This window comes from Cellulosimicrobium sp. XJ-DQ-B-000, from assembly GCF_031119065.1.
Lineage (GTDB): Bacteria > Actinomycetota > Actinomycetes > Actinomycetales > Cellulomonadaceae > Cellulosimicrobium > Cellulosimicrobium funkei.
This window is the reverse complement of record NZ_JAVHYN010000004.1, coordinates 131,295-148,864: the sequence shown is the minus strand read 5'-3', so window position 1 is coordinate 148,864 and position 17,570 is coordinate 131,295. Positions and strand designations below refer to the sequence as shown.

At 76.0% G+C, this 17,570-nt stretch carries 19 protein-coding genes; 4 read left to right on the top strand and 15 right to left on the bottom strand.

Annotated elements, in window-relative coordinates:
- Window positions 1-37: 37 nt before the first annotated feature.
- Both RDI86_RS08490 and RDI86_RS08485 read right to left on the bottom strand, forming a co-directional pair.
- Window positions 38-691, bottom strand: coding sequence for a response regulator transcription factor (locus tag RDI86_RS08490; protein WP_308821163.1), 654 nt, complete (start codon window positions 689-691; stop codon window positions 38-40).
- The gene (locus RDI86_RS08485) at window positions 688-1,773 is read right to left on the bottom strand and encodes a histidine kinase (RefSeq protein WP_308821162.1); all 1,086 of its coding nucleotides are present in this window, start codon (window positions 1,771-1,773) and stop codon (window positions 688-690) included. The genes RDI86_RS08490 and RDI86_RS08485 overlap by 4 nt, the downstream gene beginning before the upstream one ends.
- Window positions 1,774-1,942: 169 nt before the next feature.
- Here RDI86_RS08485 and RDI86_RS08480 point away from each other — a divergent pair, with 169 nt between their 5' ends.
- Entirely contained in the window at window positions 1,943-4,015 is a 2,073-nt protein-coding gene (locus tag RDI86_RS08480; protein ID WP_308821161.1) for a hypothetical protein, read from the top strand.
- A 98-nt stretch (window positions 4,016-4,113) separates the two neighbouring features.
- Here the strand turns inward: RDI86_RS08480 and RDI86_RS08475 are convergent, their stop codons facing one another.
- The 6 genes from RDI86_RS08475 to RDI86_RS08450 all read right to left on the bottom strand — a co-directional run bounded on the left by RDI86_RS08475 (window position 4,114) and on the right by RDI86_RS08450 (window position 8,571).
- Window positions 4,114-4,767, bottom strand: coding sequence for an ANTAR domain-containing protein (locus tag RDI86_RS08475; protein ID WP_061268144.1), 654 nt, complete (start codon window positions 4,765-4,767; stop codon window positions 4,114-4,116).
- Window positions 4,768-4,903: 136 nt separating this feature from the next.
- Window positions 4,904-5,317, bottom strand: coding sequence for a multidrug efflux SMR transporter (locus tag RDI86_RS08470; RefSeq protein WP_251177220.1), 414 nt, complete (start codon window positions 5,315-5,317; stop codon window positions 4,904-4,906).
- Window positions 5,318-5,319: 2 nt separating this feature from the next.
- A complete protein-coding gene (locus RDI86_RS08465; RefSeq protein ID WP_021482216.1) occupies window positions 5,320-5,634 on the bottom strand; it encodes a multidrug efflux SMR transporter in 315 nt (104 codons plus the stop codon).
- Between the two features lie 82 nt (window positions 5,635-5,716).
- Window positions 5,717-6,661 (bottom strand): hypothetical protein, encoded by a 945-nt coding sequence (locus RDI86_RS08460; RefSeq protein WP_308821160.1) that lies wholly within the window; start codon window positions 6,659-6,661, stop codon window positions 5,717-5,719.
- Window positions 6,662-6,748: 87 nt separating this feature from the next.
- A complete protein-coding gene (locus RDI86_RS08455; protein WP_076404211.1) occupies window positions 6,749-7,765 on the bottom strand; it encodes a zinc-binding dehydrogenase in 1,017 nt (338 codons plus the stop codon).
- Window positions 7,766-7,860: 95 nt separating this feature from the next.
- Window positions 7,861-8,571, bottom strand: a complete 711-nt coding sequence (locus tag RDI86_RS08450; RefSeq protein ID WP_076404212.1) for a GAF and ANTAR domain-containing protein — start codon at window positions 8,569-8,571, stop codon at window positions 7,861-7,863.
- Between the two features lie 198 nt (window positions 8,572-8,769).
- Between RDI86_RS08450 and RDI86_RS08445 the strand changes: the two genes are divergently transcribed.
- Window positions 8,770-9,399 carry a PAS and ANTAR domain-containing protein gene (locus RDI86_RS08445; protein WP_308821158.1) on the top strand — a complete coding sequence of 210 codons (630 nt, stop codon included), beginning with the start codon at window positions 8,770-8,772 and terminating at the stop codon, window positions 9,397-9,399.
- 16 nt (window positions 9,400-9,415) lie between these two features.
- On the opposite strand, the gene RDI86_RS08440 is transcribed toward RDI86_RS08445, so the two are convergent.
- The gene (locus RDI86_RS08440; RefSeq protein WP_308821157.1) at window positions 9,416-10,288 is read right to left on the bottom strand and encodes an alpha/beta hydrolase; all 873 of its coding nucleotides are present in this window, start codon (window positions 10,286-10,288) and stop codon (window positions 9,416-9,418) included.
- Between the two features lie 134 nt (window positions 10,289-10,422).
- Between RDI86_RS08440 and RDI86_RS08435 the strand changes: the two genes are divergently transcribed.
- Window positions 10,423-12,375: a BTAD domain-containing putative transcriptional regulator gene (locus tag RDI86_RS08435; RefSeq protein WP_308821156.1), complete on the top strand. Its 1,953-nt coding sequence runs from the start codon at window positions 10,423-10,425 to the stop codon at window positions 12,373-12,375.
- A 31-nt stretch (window positions 12,376-12,406) separates the two neighbouring features.
- Here RDI86_RS08435 and RDI86_RS08430 read toward each other — a convergent pair whose 3' ends face one another.
- Window positions 12,407-12,979, bottom strand: a complete 573-nt coding sequence (locus RDI86_RS08430) for a TetR family transcriptional regulator (RefSeq protein WP_021483352.1) — start codon at window positions 12,977-12,979, stop codon at window positions 12,407-12,409.
- Between the two features lie 78 nt (window positions 12,980-13,057).
- Here RDI86_RS08430 and RDI86_RS08425 point away from each other — a divergent pair, with 78 nt between their 5' ends.
- Complete coding sequence (locus RDI86_RS08425) at window positions 13,058-13,636, top strand: dihydrofolate reductase family protein (protein WP_175009482.1); 579 nt, start codon at window positions 13,058-13,060, stop codon at window positions 13,634-13,636.
- 29 nt (window positions 13,637-13,665) lie between these two features.
- Here the strand turns inward: RDI86_RS08425 and RDI86_RS08420 are convergent, their stop codons facing one another.
- The 5 genes from RDI86_RS08420 to RDI86_RS08400 form a co-directional block, all read right to left on the bottom strand.
- The gene (locus RDI86_RS08420; protein ID WP_251177226.1) at window positions 13,666-14,478 is read right to left on the bottom strand and encodes an anti-sigma factor; all 813 of its coding nucleotides are present in this window, start codon (window positions 14,476-14,478) and stop codon (window positions 13,666-13,668) included.
- Window positions 14,462-15,043: an RNA polymerase sigma factor gene (locus tag RDI86_RS08415; protein ID WP_051027776.1), complete on the bottom strand. Its 582-nt coding sequence runs from the start codon at window positions 15,041-15,043 to the stop codon at window positions 14,462-14,464. The genes RDI86_RS08420 and RDI86_RS08415 overlap by 17 nt, the downstream gene beginning before the upstream one ends.
- Window positions 15,044-15,132: 89 nt before the next feature.
- A complete protein-coding gene (locus RDI86_RS08410) occupies window positions 15,133-15,855 on the bottom strand; it encodes a class F sortase (RefSeq protein WP_076404215.1) in 723 nt (240 codons plus the stop codon).
- Window positions 15,852-16,730, bottom strand: a complete 879-nt coding sequence (locus tag RDI86_RS08405; protein ID WP_168944988.1) for a DUF4397 domain-containing protein — start codon at window positions 16,728-16,730, stop codon at window positions 15,852-15,854. Before RDI86_RS08405 ends, RDI86_RS08410 begins: the two co-directional genes overlap by 4 nt.
- 143 nt (window positions 16,731-16,873) lie before the next feature.
- Window positions 16,874-17,527: a fasciclin domain-containing protein gene (locus RDI86_RS08400; RefSeq protein WP_308821155.1), complete on the bottom strand. Its 654-nt coding sequence runs from the start codon at window positions 17,525-17,527 to the stop codon at window positions 16,874-16,876.
- Window positions 17,528-17,570: the final 43 nt, after the last annotated feature.

Below are 17,570 nucleotides of genomic sequence, written 5' to 3'. Positions count from 1 at the left end.
GCTCCGGGGGGCCCGCACCCGGACGGGTGGTCCACGCTCACCCGCCGCCGAGGCCTGCCTCGTGGGCGAGGATCGCGGTCTGGGTGCGGTTCGTCGTGCCGAGCTTGGTCATCGCGTGCGCGAGGTACGCCTTGACCGTCGACTCCGCGAGGAAGAGGCGGCGCCCGATCTCGGCGTTGGACAGCCCGCCCGCGAGCGCGGCGACGACCTCCTGCTCCTGCGGCGCCAGGCGCGCGAGACGGCGTCGCGCGTCGGCGCGGCGCGCGGTCCCGTCGCCTCCTGCGGCCGCGAGCAGGTGCCGGGCGACCGCGGGGGACAGGATCGAGTCGCCGGCGACCGCGGCGCGGATGCCGTGGTGGAGCTCCTCCGGCGTCGAGTCCTTGAGCAGGTAGCCCGCGGCTCCGGCTCGCAGCGCGGGGAGGACGTACTCGTCCGCGAGGAAGCTCGTCAGGACCACGACCGCGGTGCGTGGCCGCTCCCGGTGGATCGCGACGAGCGCGTCGAGCCCGTCCATGACGGGCATCTGCATGTCGAGGAGCAGGGCGTCCGGGTCGAGCTCGCGGGCGAGCTCGACGGCGCGGGCGCCGTCGGCCCCCTCGCCGACCACCTCGAGGTCCGGCGCGGTCTCCACGAGCCGCACGATCCCGGTGCGCAGGAGCGCTTCGTCGTCGACGACGACCACGCGGATCATGTCGTCCTCCTGGGGAGCGTGGCGCGGAGGCGGTAGCCGCCCGCGGGCGTGGGCCCGGCCTCCAGCGTGCCGCCCAGGAGGCCGACGCGCTCGCGCAGGCCCGCGAGCCCGTAGCCACCGGTCGTCAGCCCGGTCGGGGGACGGTCCGGAGGGTCGTTGTCCACGGCGACCGCGACGCCGTCGGGCACGGGGGTCACCGACACGACCGTGCGCGCGCCGGGCGCGTGCCGGACGGCGTTCGTCAGCCCTTCGCCGACGACGCGCACGACGGTCCGGTCGACGAGGTCGGGCGGCGACGACGGCCCTACCTCGACCTGCGTCTCGACCGGCTGGCCGGTCGAGCGGGCCTCGGCGACGAGGGTGTCGACCTCGCCGCCGTCCGGCGCCCGGGATGCGGCGGCGGTGGCGGGACCCGCTGCGGTGAGCGCGCCGAGCACCTGCCGCATCTCCGCCAGGGCGGCGCGGCCGCTCGCCCCGATCTCGTCCGCGACCCGGCGGACCTCGTCGTCGTGCGTGGTGGTCGCGAGCACCTCGGCCTCGACGACGGCGTAGCTCACGCGGTGCGAGACGACGTCGTGCAGCTCGCGCGCGAGCCGGGCCCGCTCGGCGGCCCGGGCTGCCTCCTCGGAGGCTGTCGCCGCCCGACGGTCGGCCTCGGCGCGCGCGCGCTCCGCACGCCCGGCGAGGTAAGCGAAGAGGGCCATGACCGTCGCGACCCAGAGCGTCGTCGGCCCCGAGCCCTCCGCCGTCGTGCGCCAGACCGGCCAGGTCGCGACGACGACGCCGAGCACCGCGGCCCCGCTGGTGCGCGCGGAGCGGACCTCGGTCCCCACGGCGTAGAGAGCGGCGAGCGTCGCGACGGCGGGGGAGACGAACGACAGCGCGACGCACGCGCCCAGGACGGCGATCGGGTACCGCCGCCGAGCCAGGAGCACGCCGGACGCCACCAGCTGGGCGGCGGTCTCCGCGCCCCACGACGCCCAGCCCAGGCCGGACCACGCCCGCAGCACGACGAGGAGCGCCCCGGCGACCGCGCTGGACGCCGCGACGAGGACGTCGGCCCGCGAGACCTGGACCCTCACGCCGCTCAGGCTAGCCACCGGCCGCCGTCCCGGCCCGGGGGCGCGAGCGCGAGGAGTCGACTTTCGGCGGTAGCGGTCGCCTCCGTTCGGGCGTGCCGGAGGACCCCTCCCGGGGCGGAGCGTGGAGTCATCGGGAAACACCCGCCACGAGGACAAGAGGAGCTCCACCATGAAGGTTCTTCGCACCGCCACCACGACCGCCGTCTCCGCCGCGCTCCTGCTGGGCGCCCCGCTCGCCGCGTTCGCGGACGACGGCGAGGCGGCCGCGCCCGAGGCGACGGCTCCCGAGGCCCCCGAGACGGCCCAGGCGACGGTTCCCGCCGCGAGCGAGGCGTCGGCACCCGCCGAGGCTCCCGCCGCCCAGGCGCCCGCACCGACCGACCCGGTCGTCGCCCCGGCGCCCGAGGCGTCCGCACCCGAGGCGCCCGCGACCGCGGCACCCGCGCCGGAGGAGCCCGCCGTCGAGGCCTCTTCGGAGGGTGCCGAGCCCGCCACGGAGGCTGCGCACTCGCAGGCTCCCGCGACGGACGACGCCGTGACACCCGCGCCCGAGACCGTCGTCGAGGACGGCGCCGCCGAGGCGCGGAAGGAGGCCGTGGTGCCGGACGAGGCGGCGCCGGCCGAGGAGCTCGCGACGTCCGACCTGACGGCGACGTTCCAGGCGGCGCTGGGCGTCGGCCTGCTCGGCGCGACGCAGGCCGCGTACCCCGACGCGGAGTACCAGCCGCACTGGCACGACGGGTACTACCACGGCTACCCCTGCGACTACTGGTACTTCACCGAGCCGGCCGAGGGCGGCTCGGGCAAGGACTGGTCGGGCTGGAACGGCCAGCCGCAGCTCCACATCCTCCACCACACGCTCGTGGACGACGACGGCGCGCTGCACATGGTCTACGACCGCGACATCGCCGGGTACTGGTACCACGCGTGGTCCGGCGACGAGTCGGTCGCCCCGGACCCGGACGGCATCCACTGGCAGAACACGTCGGCCCAGCAGACGATCCTCGTCAACGGCTACAAGGGCGGCAACGACGCGGCCGCCCGGGCCGCGGACGCGCGGGCGCTGCTCGACAGCGCGGGCGTGACGACCGTCGGCACCCCCTGGGAGGAGTTCCTGGGCTGGTACCAGTACTCCGTCGACCAGGGCTGGTACACGGTCGACGACGTGCGCGCGATGTACGACGAGCAGGAGCAGCGGAGGCTCGACTACACGGCCTACGAGGCGACGCAGTTCGCCGTCTGGTACTTCTCGACCGGGCACGACGTCATGGGCCTGTTCTTCGACGTCGACGCGTCGAACCACGTGACGGTGAGCGACTTCGCGCAGCAGCAGTTCGCCTCCTCGGGCAACGGCTACTCCAGCGACCGCGGCGCGACCCTGCAGACGGCCGCGTGGCTCATCGAGAAGGCGCTCACGACCAACGTCGTCATGCCGCAGCCCGGTTTCGTCTCGAACGGGTTCGTGCGCAACGCCGACGGCTCGACCGACTACGGGTTCACGGCCTCGCTGGTCGGGGGCTCCGGGAGCGTGCACGTCGAGCTCCGCACGGCGGACGGCTCGGCGATGCCGGCCGGGGTCGTGCTCGTGGACGCCCAGGGTCGGGTCGTCGACAGCGTGACGCCGGGCCAGAAGGTGTTCGTCCGCGTCCCGGCCGGGACGAGCGTCGCCGACCTGCCGCAGTTCCAGCTCTGGGGCTCGGCCCAGGGCACGCAGCAGGGCAGCCCGCACTTCTACACGGGCTGGGACCACAACAACCACGGCGAGGGGTCCGTCGACCCCGAGACCGGGCTCTGGACGCCGTCGACGTTCCAGCACTGGTTCATCGGGCTCGGTGAGCTCGACCGCCCGTCGACCGCGTGGGACTGGATCGGCGTGACGCTGGCCGACGAGCCGGAGGCACCGGTCGACCCCACCGACCCGGTGGACCCGACCGACCCGACGGACCCGACGGACCCGGTGCAGCCGGTCGACCCGACCGACCCGGTCCAGCCGGCCGATCCGACCGACGGTGTCTACGCGGGCTCGACGGGGACGGTCGTCGAGGTGGCCGACACGACCGACCCGACGAACCTCGGGCTGACGGGCACGCAGCCGGTCGCGGACGTCGAGCAGGCCGCCCAGCGGGACGCCCTCGCGACGACGGGGACGGACGCGAGCGTCCTCGCCGCCGGTGCGTTCATCGTCCTGGCGGGCACCGGCCTGGTCCTGGCCTCCCGCCGCCGGTCGCCCGACGCCCGCTGAGCCCGGCGACGACCCCGGTCGACCGGTCCTCGACAGGAAGCCCCGGCCCCGCACCGACACGGTGCGGGGCCGGGGCGTCGTCGTGGCCGGGCGTCGCCTCAGGCGGCCTGGACGCCCGCGAGCACGCGGTCGAGCGCCGGTCGCGGGTCGACCCCGGCCGGCAGGTCCTGCGCGACGGCGACGATCGACTCGGCGATGTCGCGCACCTTGACGTTGGCGAGGCTCGACGAGCGGCGGAGCGACGCGAACGCGGCGTCGGGGGTGACGCGGTAGGCGAGCGCGATGATGCCCTTGGCCTGCTCGATCGCGGCGCGGGACTGTGCCCACAGGCCGATCTGCTCGTTCGCCTGGGCCCGTGCGCCGACGCCGACGACGCTCGTCACGTCGAGCACGACGCCCCGGGCGACGGGTACGCCGGTCGGGTCGGTCCAGGCGACGTCGACGAGCACGATGACCGCGCACTCCCGGCCCCTCGCGTCCCGCATGACCTGCACCTGCACCGGCGCCTCGCCGGACACGGCGCGCGCGATGGCGGTGAGCGTCTGCGCACGGTCCTTGCCCGTGGCCCGGTGGTGCCACAGGAGCAGCTCCGTCGTGGGGACGACCTCACCGGGGGAGTAGCCGAAGAGCTCGAGGAGCGGGTCCGACCACCACCACCGGTCCTCCTCCGGGTAGTACCGAAACTCCCCGGCGGCGACGGCGCCGGGAGAGGGCACCCACGTCGAGAGGGCGGCGTCGGCCGAACCGTTCACTTCTGCTCCTTGCGGCCTCGAGGGCGGCGTCCGGGCCGCTGCATGACCCCGTCGCCCCGGCGCACATGCTCCCGCACCGCGCCCCCGAGCGACGAATCCCGTGCTCAGGGGCGCGGCGGAGCGGTTCGACGCCGCGCTACGGGCGGTCCGGGGCCGTTCCCGCGGGCGCCTGCGCGGAGTCGGCCGACGCGTCGGCCTCCGGGCCGGAAGCCCTCTCGGCCGCCCGCCCCGGGCGCGACGGCACGAGCTTGAGGCCCACCACCGCCGCGATGATCCCGGCGATGAAGACCACCTTGCCCACGCTCACGGACTCGTCGCCCGTGAGGATGGCGTAGGTGACGGTGAGCGCCGCGCCGACCCCGACCCACACCGCGTACGCGGTGCCGATCGGGATGTGCTTGGTCGCCCAGCCGAGGCCGAGCATGCTCAGCGCGAGCGCGACGAAGAAGACGACGGACGGCCCGAGGACGGACAGCCCGTCGGACTTGCCGAGCGCCGTCGCCCAGACGGCCTCGAAGACGGCGCTGACGAGCAGGATGATCCACGGCACGGTCAGCTCACCGCCTTGAGCCCGATGACGGAGCCGACGAGCAGCACGAGCAGGCCGACGCGCGCCACGGTGGCGCGCTCCTTGCCCGTGACGAAGCCCCAGACGACGGTCAGCGTCGCGCCGATCCCGACCCACACCGCGTACGCGGTCCCGGTGGGGAGCGTGGTCATCGCCCAGGCGAGACCGACCATGCTCAGCGACATGGCGACGAAGAAGACGACGGTCGGGCGCCAGCGGCGGAAGTTCTCCGACGCTCCGAGCGCGGTGGCCCACACCGCCTCGAGCAGGCCCGAGAGGACCAGGACGAGCCAAGCCATGACAAGCAACCCCTCTGAGTCAGTCTTGTCCGTGCGGGTACTGCTCCCTCGTCCGCAGAGCTACCTCGACGCAACTCTGGTACTAACGTACCACATTCCGCCTCGCCAGCCGCCAGCCGCGGCTCACGGTCGTCAGCTCGCGGAACCCCCAGGCGCGAAGCTGCGCGATCTCCTCGTGGTCCGTCGCGTTCGTGCCGACCAGGACACGGTGCACCCCGGCGAGCTCGAGCCACGCCCGGGCCTCGGCCAGCACCCCGGCCAGCAGGGCGTCGTCGGCACCCGGGCCGGGCGAGAGGTCCACCAGCTCGGCGGTGCCTCCCGTCGCGGCCTGCCGCTCGGCGCGGCCGAGGGTCGTGTCGATCTCGACGTACGCGGCCGTCTCCGTGCCGCGGTGCGCGGTGAACCGCACGCCCCCGCCGGGGCCGAGCGTGCGCCGCAGGGCGACGTCGTCCGGCACCGGGAGGGCGTGGGGGAGCGCCGAGGTCGGGGCGAGCAGCACCGTCTCGGCGTGCTCTCCGGGACGGAAGCCCGCGCGCACCAGGGCCTCGCGGACGTGCGGCCACTGCTCCGGGACCCCGTAGACGCCCGCGAACGGGAGCTGCCCGTCCGCGTACGCGACGCGCACCTGCCACGCCGCGAGCTGCGCGTGGCACGCGGCCGTCAGCGCGTCCGCGGCCGAGCGGGCCTCGGTGGACTGCTCCGGGTCCTCGTCGTCGGGCGGCGTGACGAGGAGCCACTGCACGAGGCCGGCGTCGCGGTAGTCGTCGCTCGCCTCCGGCCCGGCCGTGAACCGGTGCAGGTGCGCGGCGCCCACCACCCGGTGCCGGGACTCGACGACGAACGTCGCGCGCTCGACGACCCACGGGTCGACGACGTGCTCGTCGGGCTGGCGCTCCAGGCTCCCGAGCACGCTGTTGACCGAGAGCCGCGCTCCCGGCACGACGGCGGAGAGGTGGGAGTTGACGAGGTCCGTGAGCTGGTCGCGGTCGTCGCGACGGAAGGTCCGGACACGGGGACGTGCAGACATGCGGCTGCCTCCAGGCGAAGTGATGAGCTGGGAAGGCCGCCACGCGATGCGGTACGCGGGCACCCTAGCAGCCGCGGTCGCCCACCGTCAGGGGCGCAGCAGCGCCTTGATCGCGCGCCGCTCGTCCATCGCGGCGTAGCCCTCGGCCGCGTCGTCGAGCGAGAGCTCGAGGTCGAACACGCGCGCGGGGTCGATGCGCCGTTCCAGCACGAGGTCGAGCAGCTCGGGCAGGTACCGGCGCACGGGCGCGGGCCCGCCGGACCAGTGCACGTGCCGGTAGAACATGTCGACCGCCGGGAGGTCGACGCCGTGCGGCAGCCCGACGACCCCGACGTGCCCGCCCGCACGGACGGCACCGAGCGCCTGGCTCATGGAGTCCGGCGTGCCCACCGCCTCGACGACGCTGTGCGCGCCGAGCCCGTCGGTCAGCTCGCGGACCCGCTCCACGCCCTCGTCGCCCCGCTCCGCGACGACCTCCGTCGCGCCGAACGCGCGCGCGAGCTCCTGGCGCGGCGCGTGCCGGCTCATCGCGATCACCTGCTCGGCGCCGAGCTGCGCGGCGGCGAGGACCGCGAGCAGCCCGACGGCGCCGTCGCCCACCACGACGACCGTCTTCCCCGGGCCGGCCTCGGCCGCCCGGGCGCCGAACCAGCCGGTCCCCAGCACGTCCGACGCCGTGAGCAGCCCGGGCAGGAGGTCGTCGTCGGGGCGTTCCGGCGTCGCGACGAGCGTCCCGTCCGCGAGCGGGACGCGCAGCAGCTCGGCCTGGGCGCCGCGCACGGGCTCCCGGTGCACGCACGACGTCTGGTACCCGGCCCGGCAGATCGGGCACGTGTTGTCGGACGCGAAGAACGACCCGACGACGAGCTGTCCCGGGCGCACGGTCCGCACGTCCGCGCCGACCTCCTCGACCGTGCCCACGTACTCGTGCCCCATCGCGACGGGGTGCTCGACCCGGTTGACGCCGCGGTACGTCCACAGGTCCGACCCGCACACGCACGCGGCCTCGACGCGCACGATCGCGTCGGTCGGCGCGAGCAGGCGCGGGTCGTCGCGCTGCTCCACGCGGACGTCGTACGGGGCGTGGATGACGGTCGCGCGCACGGGGGCTCCTCGGGCTGGGCGGGTGGCGGTCGGGACGTCGTCGAGCCTACGGCGACCGGTGGCGCGGGGCCTGTGCGGCTGTCGAGAGCCTGAGGTCAGCCGTCGTCGGTCCGGAGCGTCTGGACGGCGTGCTCCTCGTCGTAGGCGAAGCTGAGCCGCCTCGTGACGACCTCCTCGGCGACGTCGTCGAGCGTCGTGGACCGGGCGTAGGCGTGCGCCCGGAGCACCGCGAGCGCGTCGCCGGGCGGGATGCGGAGCTGGGCGGTGACCATGCCGGTCGCCTGGTGGACCTCCGCGCGGGGCGCCCAGTCCAACGAGTCCAGGTCGCCCAGCAGGGAGAGCCCGATGGTGTCGGCGAGGAGCTGCACGTCCTCCGGCCCCCGCGCCAGCGTCCGGGAGGAGGTGACGAGGCTCAGCACGCCGACGACCCGCCCTCCCGCGTGCATCGGCACGGCGTGGTACGCGCCCGGGCCCGTGATCGCCTCGACCGCGTGGGAGAAGACGGGGAAGTCGTGCTCGTCGCGGCCGTCGTCGGCCCCGCTGACGACGATGTGGTCCTCCGAGAGGGCGCGCTGGACCGGGCCCTCGCCGATCACCTCGCCCAGCCCCTCGATCCGGGCCGCGAGGCCGTCCGCCGTGGACACGGTGAGCCGGTCGTCCGCCGTCGGCGCGACCGTCAGCGCCGCGCTCCTGGCTCCGAGGACGGTCGCGGACGCCTGGCACAACCGCGTGGCCAGGGGCAGGCTGCGGTCGGCCCGGGAGAGCGCGCGCGAGAGCAGCTCCAGCAGATCCGGCGCGGCGCCCACGGTGTGCCTCCCTACCTCGCGCACGGTCAGTCTGACAGCGCACCCCGCACTCGCTCGTCGGCGGCGGGCCGACGCTCCGACGCGGTCCGTCACGGGCAGTCCCCGGACCGGTTGCAGGAAACCGACGCCGGGCTAGAGTCCCCGGAGTCGAGTCTGGACCTGGCTCACCACCCCGCTGAACGACGACGGAGACGACCCATGTCCGTGGAGAACCCTGCAGCGCTGCACCCTGTCTCGCTCGGCGACGGCACGACGCCCGGGCAGTTCCGGGTCGACCTCGCGACCGACGCCTGGTGGTGGTCGCCGGAGACGTACCGCCTGCACGGCTTCGAGCCCGGGGAGGTCGTGCCGACGACGTCGCTCGTGCTCGCCCACAAGCACCCCGACGACCGCGACCGCGTCCGCGACCTGCTGGAGCGGGCCCGCCTCGACGGGGAGCCGTTCTCGAGCCTGCACCGCATCATGGACGCGCGCGGCGCGGAGCGGGTCCTCGTGCTCGTCGGGCACGGCCGTCGCGACCGCGACACCGGCCGGCTCGTCGAGCTCATGGGCAGCTTCGTCGACGTCACGGTCGCCGTCCGGGACCGGGCGGAGCGGCAGGCCGAGCGCGACATCGCGGCCGCCGCCCGCAGCCGCGGGCCGATCGAGCAGGCCAAGGGAGTCGTCGCCGCCGCGCTCGGGGTGGGGACGGAGCAGGCGTTCGGGCTCCTCAAGCGCGTCTCGAACGACCGCAACGTGCGTCTCCGGGAGCTCGCCCGGCGGGTCGTCGAGGAGGGCACCGCGCCGAGCCCGGACCGGGCCCGGCGCGTCGTGTCCCTCCTGCGGTAGGCGCCGGGCCGGGCGGTCAGCGCCGCGCGAGCGACCGGACGACCGCGGCCACGTCTCCCGGCGCCTCCTCGGCCAGGAAGTGGCCGGCCGTCGTCGTGAGGTGCTCGAGGTCGGGCGCCCAGCGCCGCCAGACGCCCGCGGCGTCGTACCCGAGCTGCGCGCCCCAGTCCTGCTGCACCACGGCGACGGGCATCGCGAGCCGGTCGCCCGCGTCGAGCGACGCCTGGTCGTGCTCGACGTCGATCGTCGCGGTCGCGCGGTAGTCGGCCACGATCGAGTCGACCGCGTCGCGGCTCGACGCGAGGTAGTGCGCGCGCACGTCGGCGGGGATCGCGGCCGGGTCCTGCGTCCACGCGTCGAGGAAGGACCCGAAGAACGCGTCGGCGCTGTTGCGGATCATCGTCTCCGGCAGGCCCGGAGGCTGCGCCATGAGGTACAGGTGGAACGCGACGGCCGCGTCCACGCCGTGCAGCACGGCCCACGTGTCGAGCGTGGGCACCACGTCGAGGATGCCGAGGTGGCTCACGCGGTCGGGGTGGTCGAGCGCCGCGCGGAACGCGACGAGCGCGCCGCGGTCGTGGCCGACGAGGACGAACCGGTCGACGTCGAGCGCGTCGGCGAGCGCGACGACGTCGGCGCCCATGGTGCGCTTGGCGTAGACGTCGGGCGTCGTGGAGGCGGGCTTCGCGCTCTCGCCGTAGCCGCGCAGGTCGGGCACGACGACACGGTGGTCGCGCGCGAGGTCGGTCGCGACGTGCCGCCACATGTGGCGCGTCTGCGGGAAGCCGTGCAGGAGCACGACGGGCGCGCCCTCGCCCGCGGTCTCGGCGCGCAGCGCGACGCCGGGCGCGACCTCGACGGTGCGGGTCTCGAAGCCGGGGATGTGCATGGGGTGTCCTCTCTCGGGGCGGTTCTCGGCCGTGCCGGGTCGTGCCCGGCCGGCTCGTCGCCATCCTCCGAGCGGCGGATCAGCGTCCGATCAGTGCCGTCCGATCAGTGCCCCGGCGCGGCGACAATGGCGGGGTGGTGGAGCTGCGCGTCGAGGTGCTCGGGCCGGTCCGCGTGCTGCGCGACGGCGCGGACGTCGACCCCGGCGGACCGCGCCAGCGCGAGCTCCTCGCGCGCCTCGCCGCCGCGCGCGGGCGCCCGGTGCCGTTCGACCGCCTCGCCGACGACCTGTGGGACGAGCCTGGCGCGGGGACGGGCGACCGGCGCGGCGCGCTCGCGACGTTCGTCGGCGACCTGCGGCGGCGCCTGGAGCCCGGGCGCGCGCCGCGCACGCCCCCGCGCGTCCTCGTCACCGCGCACGGCGGCTACGCGCTGCGGCTCCCGGACGACGCGCTCGACGCGGCGCGCCTGGAGGCGGCCGTCGCCCGGCCGAGCGCGTCTCCCGGGGCCGGGGACGCGGCGTCGGGCACGACGCGCGCGCTGGCGGACGCCGTCGCCGCCTGGCGCGGCGAGCCGTACGCCGACCTGCCGGAGCGGGAGTGGGTCCGGGCCGAGCGCCGGCACCTCGGCGAGGTGCACGCGCGCGCCGTCGAGCTGCTCGCGGACGCGCTGCTCGGCGAGGGCCGGGCCGCGGAGGCGGTCGTCGTGCTCGGCGCGCACGCCGCCGCGCACCCGTGGCGCGAGCACGCGTGGGCGCTGCTCGCGCTCGCGCTGTACCGCGACGGGCGGCAGACGGACGCGCTCGACGTCCTGCGGCGCGCGCGCCGCCGCCTCGCCGACGAGCTCGGCCTCGACCCGGGCCCCGAGCTCGTCCGGCTCGAGCGCGACGTGCTCGGCCACGCGGCGTCGCTCGACGGCCCGACGCCGGGGCCGCGCCTCGCCGTCACCGCCCCCACCGGCTCGCGCACGCACCTGCGCTCCACGGTCGACGTCGCGCGCACGCTCGCCGTCGCCGGGGGCGACCACCTCGCGACCGCGCAGGAGCAGCGCGTCGCCGCGGCGCTCGCGGCCGAGGCGACCGGCGACCCGGTGCTCGCCGCCCGGACCGTCACCGCGTACGACGTCCCCGCCGTCTGGACCCGGAGCGACGACCCGGCGGCCGCGGACGCGCTCGTCGGCGTCGCGCGGCGGACCCTGGGGCGCCTCGGACCGGACGCGGCGCCGGTGCTGCGCGCGCGTCTGCTCGCGGTGGTCGGCGTCGAGCACCGCGGGACGCGCGACGCGTGGGCGTGGGCCGCGGCGGAGGACGCCGTCGGGATCGCGCGCGACCTCGGCGACCCGGCGACGCTCGCGCTCGCGCTCAACGCGCGGTTCCTCCAGTCCTTCCAGCGGCCGGGCGCGGGTCCCGAGCGGGACCGGACCGGCGCCGAGCTCGTCTCCCTGGCGGAGGACCACGACCTCCCGACCTTCGCGATCCTCGGCCACCTCGTCCGGATGCAGGCGGCGGCGGGCGCGGGCCGGTTCGCCGACGCCGACGCCCACGCCGCCGCGGCCGAGGACGTCGCCGCGGGCTACGAGTCGCCCGTGGTCCCGATGCTCACCGCCTGGTACCGGGCGATGCGCGACGCCGAGACCGCCCCGCCCGACGCCGCGGCGCGCGCGTACCGCGCCGCCGACGACCGGCTCGCCGGCGTGCGCATGCCGGGCGTGCGCGACGGGCTGCTCCCGCTCGCGCTCCTCACCGTGCGCGTGCGGCACGGGCGACCGCTCGCCGGGATCGAGGCCGCCGACCTCGGCCCGTACGCGCCGTGGGCCGAGCCGTTGCTCGTGCTCGACGCGGGCGACCCCGACGCCGCCGCCCGGCTCGCGCGCGCGGCGCCTGAGCCGCCCGCCGACCACCTGCGCGAGCTGCTGTGGGCGCTGCGCGCGGAGACCGCCCTGCGGCTCGGCGACCGCTCCCTCGCCGGGCAGGCCCGACGCGCGCTCGCCCGCACCCCCGACGAGCTCGCCGGGGCCGGGTCGGGCCTGGTCTCGCTCGGGCCCGTCCGCGGCTGGCTCGACCGGCTCGACGGGCGCCGCGCGTCGTAGGAGCGGCCGTCCGGGGTGGGCGTGAGGCCGCTCAGCGCTCCGGGAGCAACCCCGCCACGAGCGCGTCGACGACGTCGTCGGTCGGGATGTCGGGGTCGATCGGCGTGGTGAGACGGTCGAGGAGCAGCCCGTCGATCGCGTAGTGGAACAGGGCGATCTCCCGGCGTCCGCCGGGCAGGCCGGCCGACCGGTTGAACGCGACGTCGGCCTCGAATCCCGCGCGCAGCCACGGGCCGAGCACGGCCGCGAGCTCGCCCCGACGGCCGGACTCGAGCCGCAGCTCGAACAGGGCTCGGGTGACGTCGGCGTCGGTCGACAACCGGCGCACGATGTCGCGGAGGTAGTCCGCGAACAGCGCGCGGTCGGGCGTCTGGGCCGCGCGTCGGGCGAGGTCCTCGGGTGCCGGCGCGAGCCGCTCTCCGATGCGCTCGAAGAGCCCCGCGACGAGGGCGTCTCGGCTCCGGAAGTAGTTCGACGTCGTGCCCGTCGGGACCCCGGCCTCGTCGTCGATCGCGCGGTGCGTCAGGCCGCGCGACCCCTCGCGGGCGAGCACGGCGATCCCGGCGTCCGCCAGGGCGCTGCGCCGTGCGGTGTTCTTCGCCATGCGCCGAGGCTATCGCAACCACTGCACCTGGTGTAGTCTCACAGCCAACCACTTCATCTGTAGTTGTCAGGAGACATGATGCGTGAGCTGACCTACTACGTCGCCGTGAGCCTCGACGGGTACATCGCCGGGCCGGGGGGCGAGTTCGACGCCTTCCTCGCCGAGGGCGACCACATGGCGCCCATCTGGTCCCGGTACCGCGGCACGGCGCCGACGGACCTGGCCGGGGCCGCCGGGCTGCCGGTCGCCGACGGCCCCTTCGACACCGTCCTCATGGGCTGGAACACCTACGCCGTCGGCCTTCCCGACCACCACCTGCCGAACCCCTACCGGCACCTGCGACAGATCGTCTTCACCCGCACGCACGAGGCGCCCGAGGGGAGCGAGGGGGTGCTGTTCACCGGCGCCGACCCGGTCGAGACGGTCCGCGCGCTCAAGCGGGAGGACGGCCGGGGGATCTGGCTGTGCGGCGGGGGAGCGCTCGCCGCCGTGCTCGTCGACGAGATCGACCGGCTCGCGCTCAAGGTGAACCCGGTGATGCTCGGCGCCGGGGTCCCGCTGTTCGGCGAGCGGGACTACGCGCCCCTCTCCTGGCGATCGACGGGCACGCAGACGTTCCGCTCCGGCGTCACGCTCGCGGAGTACGCGCGGGCGTGAGCGCCGGTCCCGCCGTGACGACCGTGCGCCTAGACGTCGAGCGGTCCCCGCACGACGGAGTCGCCCGAGTGGGACGGGTCGCCGTCGAAGTGCTCCTCGGAGACGTCGACCACGGGGAACTCGGCGAGGTCCAGGCCGTCAGGCACGTCGAAGCGACCCTCCGTGCCGTCGAGCACGCCGAGGCTCACGAGGCCGCTCAGGTCCTCCGCGAGCAGCCACACCTCGCGGTACGTGCCGTCGGGCACCGGCGCGTCGACCGTCACGACGACCTGGCGCCGCCCGTCGGGCCGCTCCTCGACGCGTGCGTCGCCGCTCGCGCCCTGCCAGTCGGGCAGCGGGTCGAGCGTCGCGCTCGCGACCGTCGTCTCGGGCGGCTCGACCTCGCGACGCTCCCACAGGATGCCGCCCACGCCGCCGACGACGAGCGCGGCGGCGGCCGCCGCCGCGACCGGGACCCAGACCCGCCGGCGCCGCGACGCGAGCGGCACGACGACGGCCGTGCCGGTCGTGCTGTCCGGTGCCTCCGCACCCGTCCCGGCCGCGTCCCGCGGGAGCGTCGGCACGGTCGGAGCGTCGGTGACCGCCGCGGGGGCGACGACGGGCGGAGCGGCGGTGGCGCTCGTCAGGCCGAGCTCGGCCTGGATTCGCGACCACACCGCGGCGTCGGGGGCGACGAGCTCGTCCGCCGCGTCCGCGCCGTCGAACGCGTCGACGACGCGCGCGAGCCGGGCGACGGCGTCGGCGCACTCCGGGCAGGAGGAGAGGTGCGCGCGCGCGTCGTCGTCGAGCACGTCCTCGCCGAGCGCGAGGAGCGCGAGGGTCTCGTCATCGATGTGCTGCACCGTCCACCTCCAATCGGTCGCGCAGCCGGATCAGGCTTCGTCGTACGTGGCTCTTGACCGTACCCAGCGGCAGGCCGAGCTCCTCGGCGATCTGCACGTGCGTCAGGTCGCGGAAGAACGCGAGCTCCAGGATCGTCCGCCCCGGGTCGCCGAGCCGTCGCAGCTCCTCGGTGAGGAGCACGCGGTCGGCGACGCGCCCGACGTCGGTGTCCTCGCTCGCCGCGCGGCCCGGGTCCGGGGCGGTCGTGGCCGCGGCCTCCTCCGACCGGCGGACCCGCGACCGGGCCTCGTGCGCGTCGGCCACCGTGTGCCGCGTGATCCCGACGAGCCAGGCCGGGAGCCGGGCCCGGTCGGGGTCGAACCGGCCCCGGCCGCGCCACGCCGCGACGAACACCTGCTGGGTGACGTCCTCGGCGTCGGCGCGCGTGCCGAGCGAGCGCAGCGCGATCGTGTGCACGAGCGCGGACCAGCGCCGGTAGGCCTCGGCGAGCGCCTGCTCGTCGCCGTCGGCGAAGTCGCGGCCGAGGCGCCACAGGTCCGGGTCGGTGGTCCCGGTCTCGGTCACGTTCAGGGCGGGTCCTCGAGGGTCGGTGCCGACCGCCCGGAGCGGCAGCGGCGAGCGGGTAGCAGCGATCGTAGCGCCCGTGCGGGCCGTCACCGCGACGGGACCGCGGTCACGATCACGTTGTCCGAGTACGAGCGTCGCTCGGCGTCCCAGCGGCCGCCGCACGTCACGAGCACGAGTCGGCGCTCGCCGGAGCGGTCGAACAGCGTGTCGAGCGGGACGTCGGGCTTCGCGATGCTCCTGATGTCGGTCACTGTGTAGGTGTACGAGGTGCCCGTCGCGTCGACGACGTCGACGCTCGCGCCCGTCGTGATCTCGCGGAGCCGCGCGAACGGCCCGACCCCGTCCGGGTCGTCCACGTGGGCCGCGACCAGGGTCGTCCCGGTGGGGCTCGCCGGGGCCGGTCCGAACCGGTACCACGCGGCGACGTCGCCGGAGCCCGGCAGCGCCATCCGCCCCTCGGGGTCGACGCCCGCCGGCTCGACGGGCAGGTCGATCCCGAGATCACCGACGACGACCCGTGCGGGTGCCGGCGGCGGGGGAGACGGGACGTCCCGGGCCGGGCGCACCGGCACCGGTGCGTCCCGGGCCGGCCCGGGCGTCCCCGCGGTCGCCTCCCCGCCCTGGTGGGGGGCCGGGGTGGGGAGGGGGTCGGCCGACGGTCCGAGTCCGTCGGCAGACCCGTCGGCGGACGGCAGGGAGCATCCGCCGACGACCGCTGCGGTGACGAGCACCGCCCCCAGGAGGGTCCGGAGGCCGGCCCGCGCGCCCCGGGCGGGGCGCGCGGGACCGGCGGTCGTGCGCTGCGTCATGCCGTCCGGTCGCTCCGGACGGCGTGGGCCGCGTGCTGCTGGCGCCACGCGCGCGCCAGCATGAAGGTGGCCGCGACGAGCAGCAGGCCGAACAGCGACGCACCGAACGCGATGGCGACGCCCGTCGCGGTGCTGCTCGGCGCGTCGGCCGCGAGGCCCGAGAGCCCGGCCGGGACGCCCGACGGCGACGAGTGCAGGCCTTCGACCGTCTGCGTCGCGAGGGCGAGGTTGCCGTCCTCGAGGCTGCCCCACGCGTACGCGATGGTGTTGACGCCCTCGGCGACCGTGAGGTCGGCCGGGCCGAGCACGGGCTCCGTGGTGCCCGCGGCGGCGATGGACGCCGAGATCGTGCCGGCCGGCAGGTCGAGCACGGCCTCCTTCGGGTTCTCCAGCCCCGTGACGACGGCGGTCCCGCCGGCGAGGACGTCGACCGCGGGCGCCGCGGCGACGTGGCGCACGGTGAGCCGGCCCTGGCCCGCGGCCGTGGGCTTCGTGTCGTTCGTGAAGAGCGTCGCGGTCGGCTGGCCGCCCGCGTCGAGGTGCGCGACGGCGGTGTAGCTCGTGCCGCCCGCGAGCTGGAGGTCGACCGGGCCGATGACCGGGGAGCTCGTGTCCGTCGCGTCGGGCGCCGTGATCGCGACCGTGTACGTCCCGGCGGGGAGATCGAGCGGACCCGCGAGGTCGCCGGGCTGGAAGTCGTCGAGGGTGAGCTCGTCGTTCACCCAGACGTCCACGGGCGTGTCCGGCACGCCGTGCAGGACGGAGAGCGAGGCGCCGTCGTCGGTGGCGGCCTGGGCGGGGAGCGCGACGGCCCCCAGCGCGACGAGGGTCGCTGCGCCCGCGAGCGCGGCGGTGCGTCGTGCGGTGCGGTGCATGGTGTCCTCCGGTGGTCGAGCCCGGTCCGTCCCGGGCGCTCGATCTGCTGACACCCCCTCTTCCCCCGCAGGTGCGGATCTGGATGCACACGCATCAAAAAAAGTGCCCGGCCCCGCGGTGCGGGGCCGGGCACGGGTACCGGTCAGAGGTTCTGGGGCCGCAGCACCGCGCTGATGCCGTGCGCGATCTGGACGTTGCCCTTGTTGAGGTCGAGCTTGCTCTTCACGAGGAACGGGTCGAGGTCGTTGCGGTCCTGGTCGACGAGGCGGACCAGGGCGAGGCGCTTGCTCAGCACGTCGACCCGGAACGTCGCGCCCTGCGCCGTGGTGAGGACGGCGTCGTCGGACCGCAGCGCGGTGCCGGAGTCGATCGTCGCGCCGGGGACGACGTGGTAGAGCAGCACCTGCTCGATCGCGTCGATGCCGACCGCCCCGGCGAGCGAGGTGAGCACGCGCTCCTCCGTGGGCTGCCAGCGGTGCGTGAGGTCGAACGCGAGGAGCTGGAACGCCCGGTCGTTCGGCAGGAACGCGGTGAGCGGCACCGTGCCGTCGGCCAGGACCGCCACGGGGCTGTCCGGCTTGGCGGCAAGGACCGCGGCCACGGCCTGGTCGACGATGTCGAAGTCGTACCAGTTGCGGTCGAACGTGTCGCCGTCGGCCGCGAGCACGGAGGCGAGGCTCGCGGTGCCCGTCGGCGGCGCCGTCGTGGGGGCCGGTGCCGCGACGGCCGGTGCGGTCGCGGCGGTCAGGGCGAGGAGCGCGGCTCCTGCTGCGGTGAGCGTGCGTCGGAGGTTCATCGTCGAGTCCCTTCGTCGTGCACGGGACGGCGGTGCGCCGTCG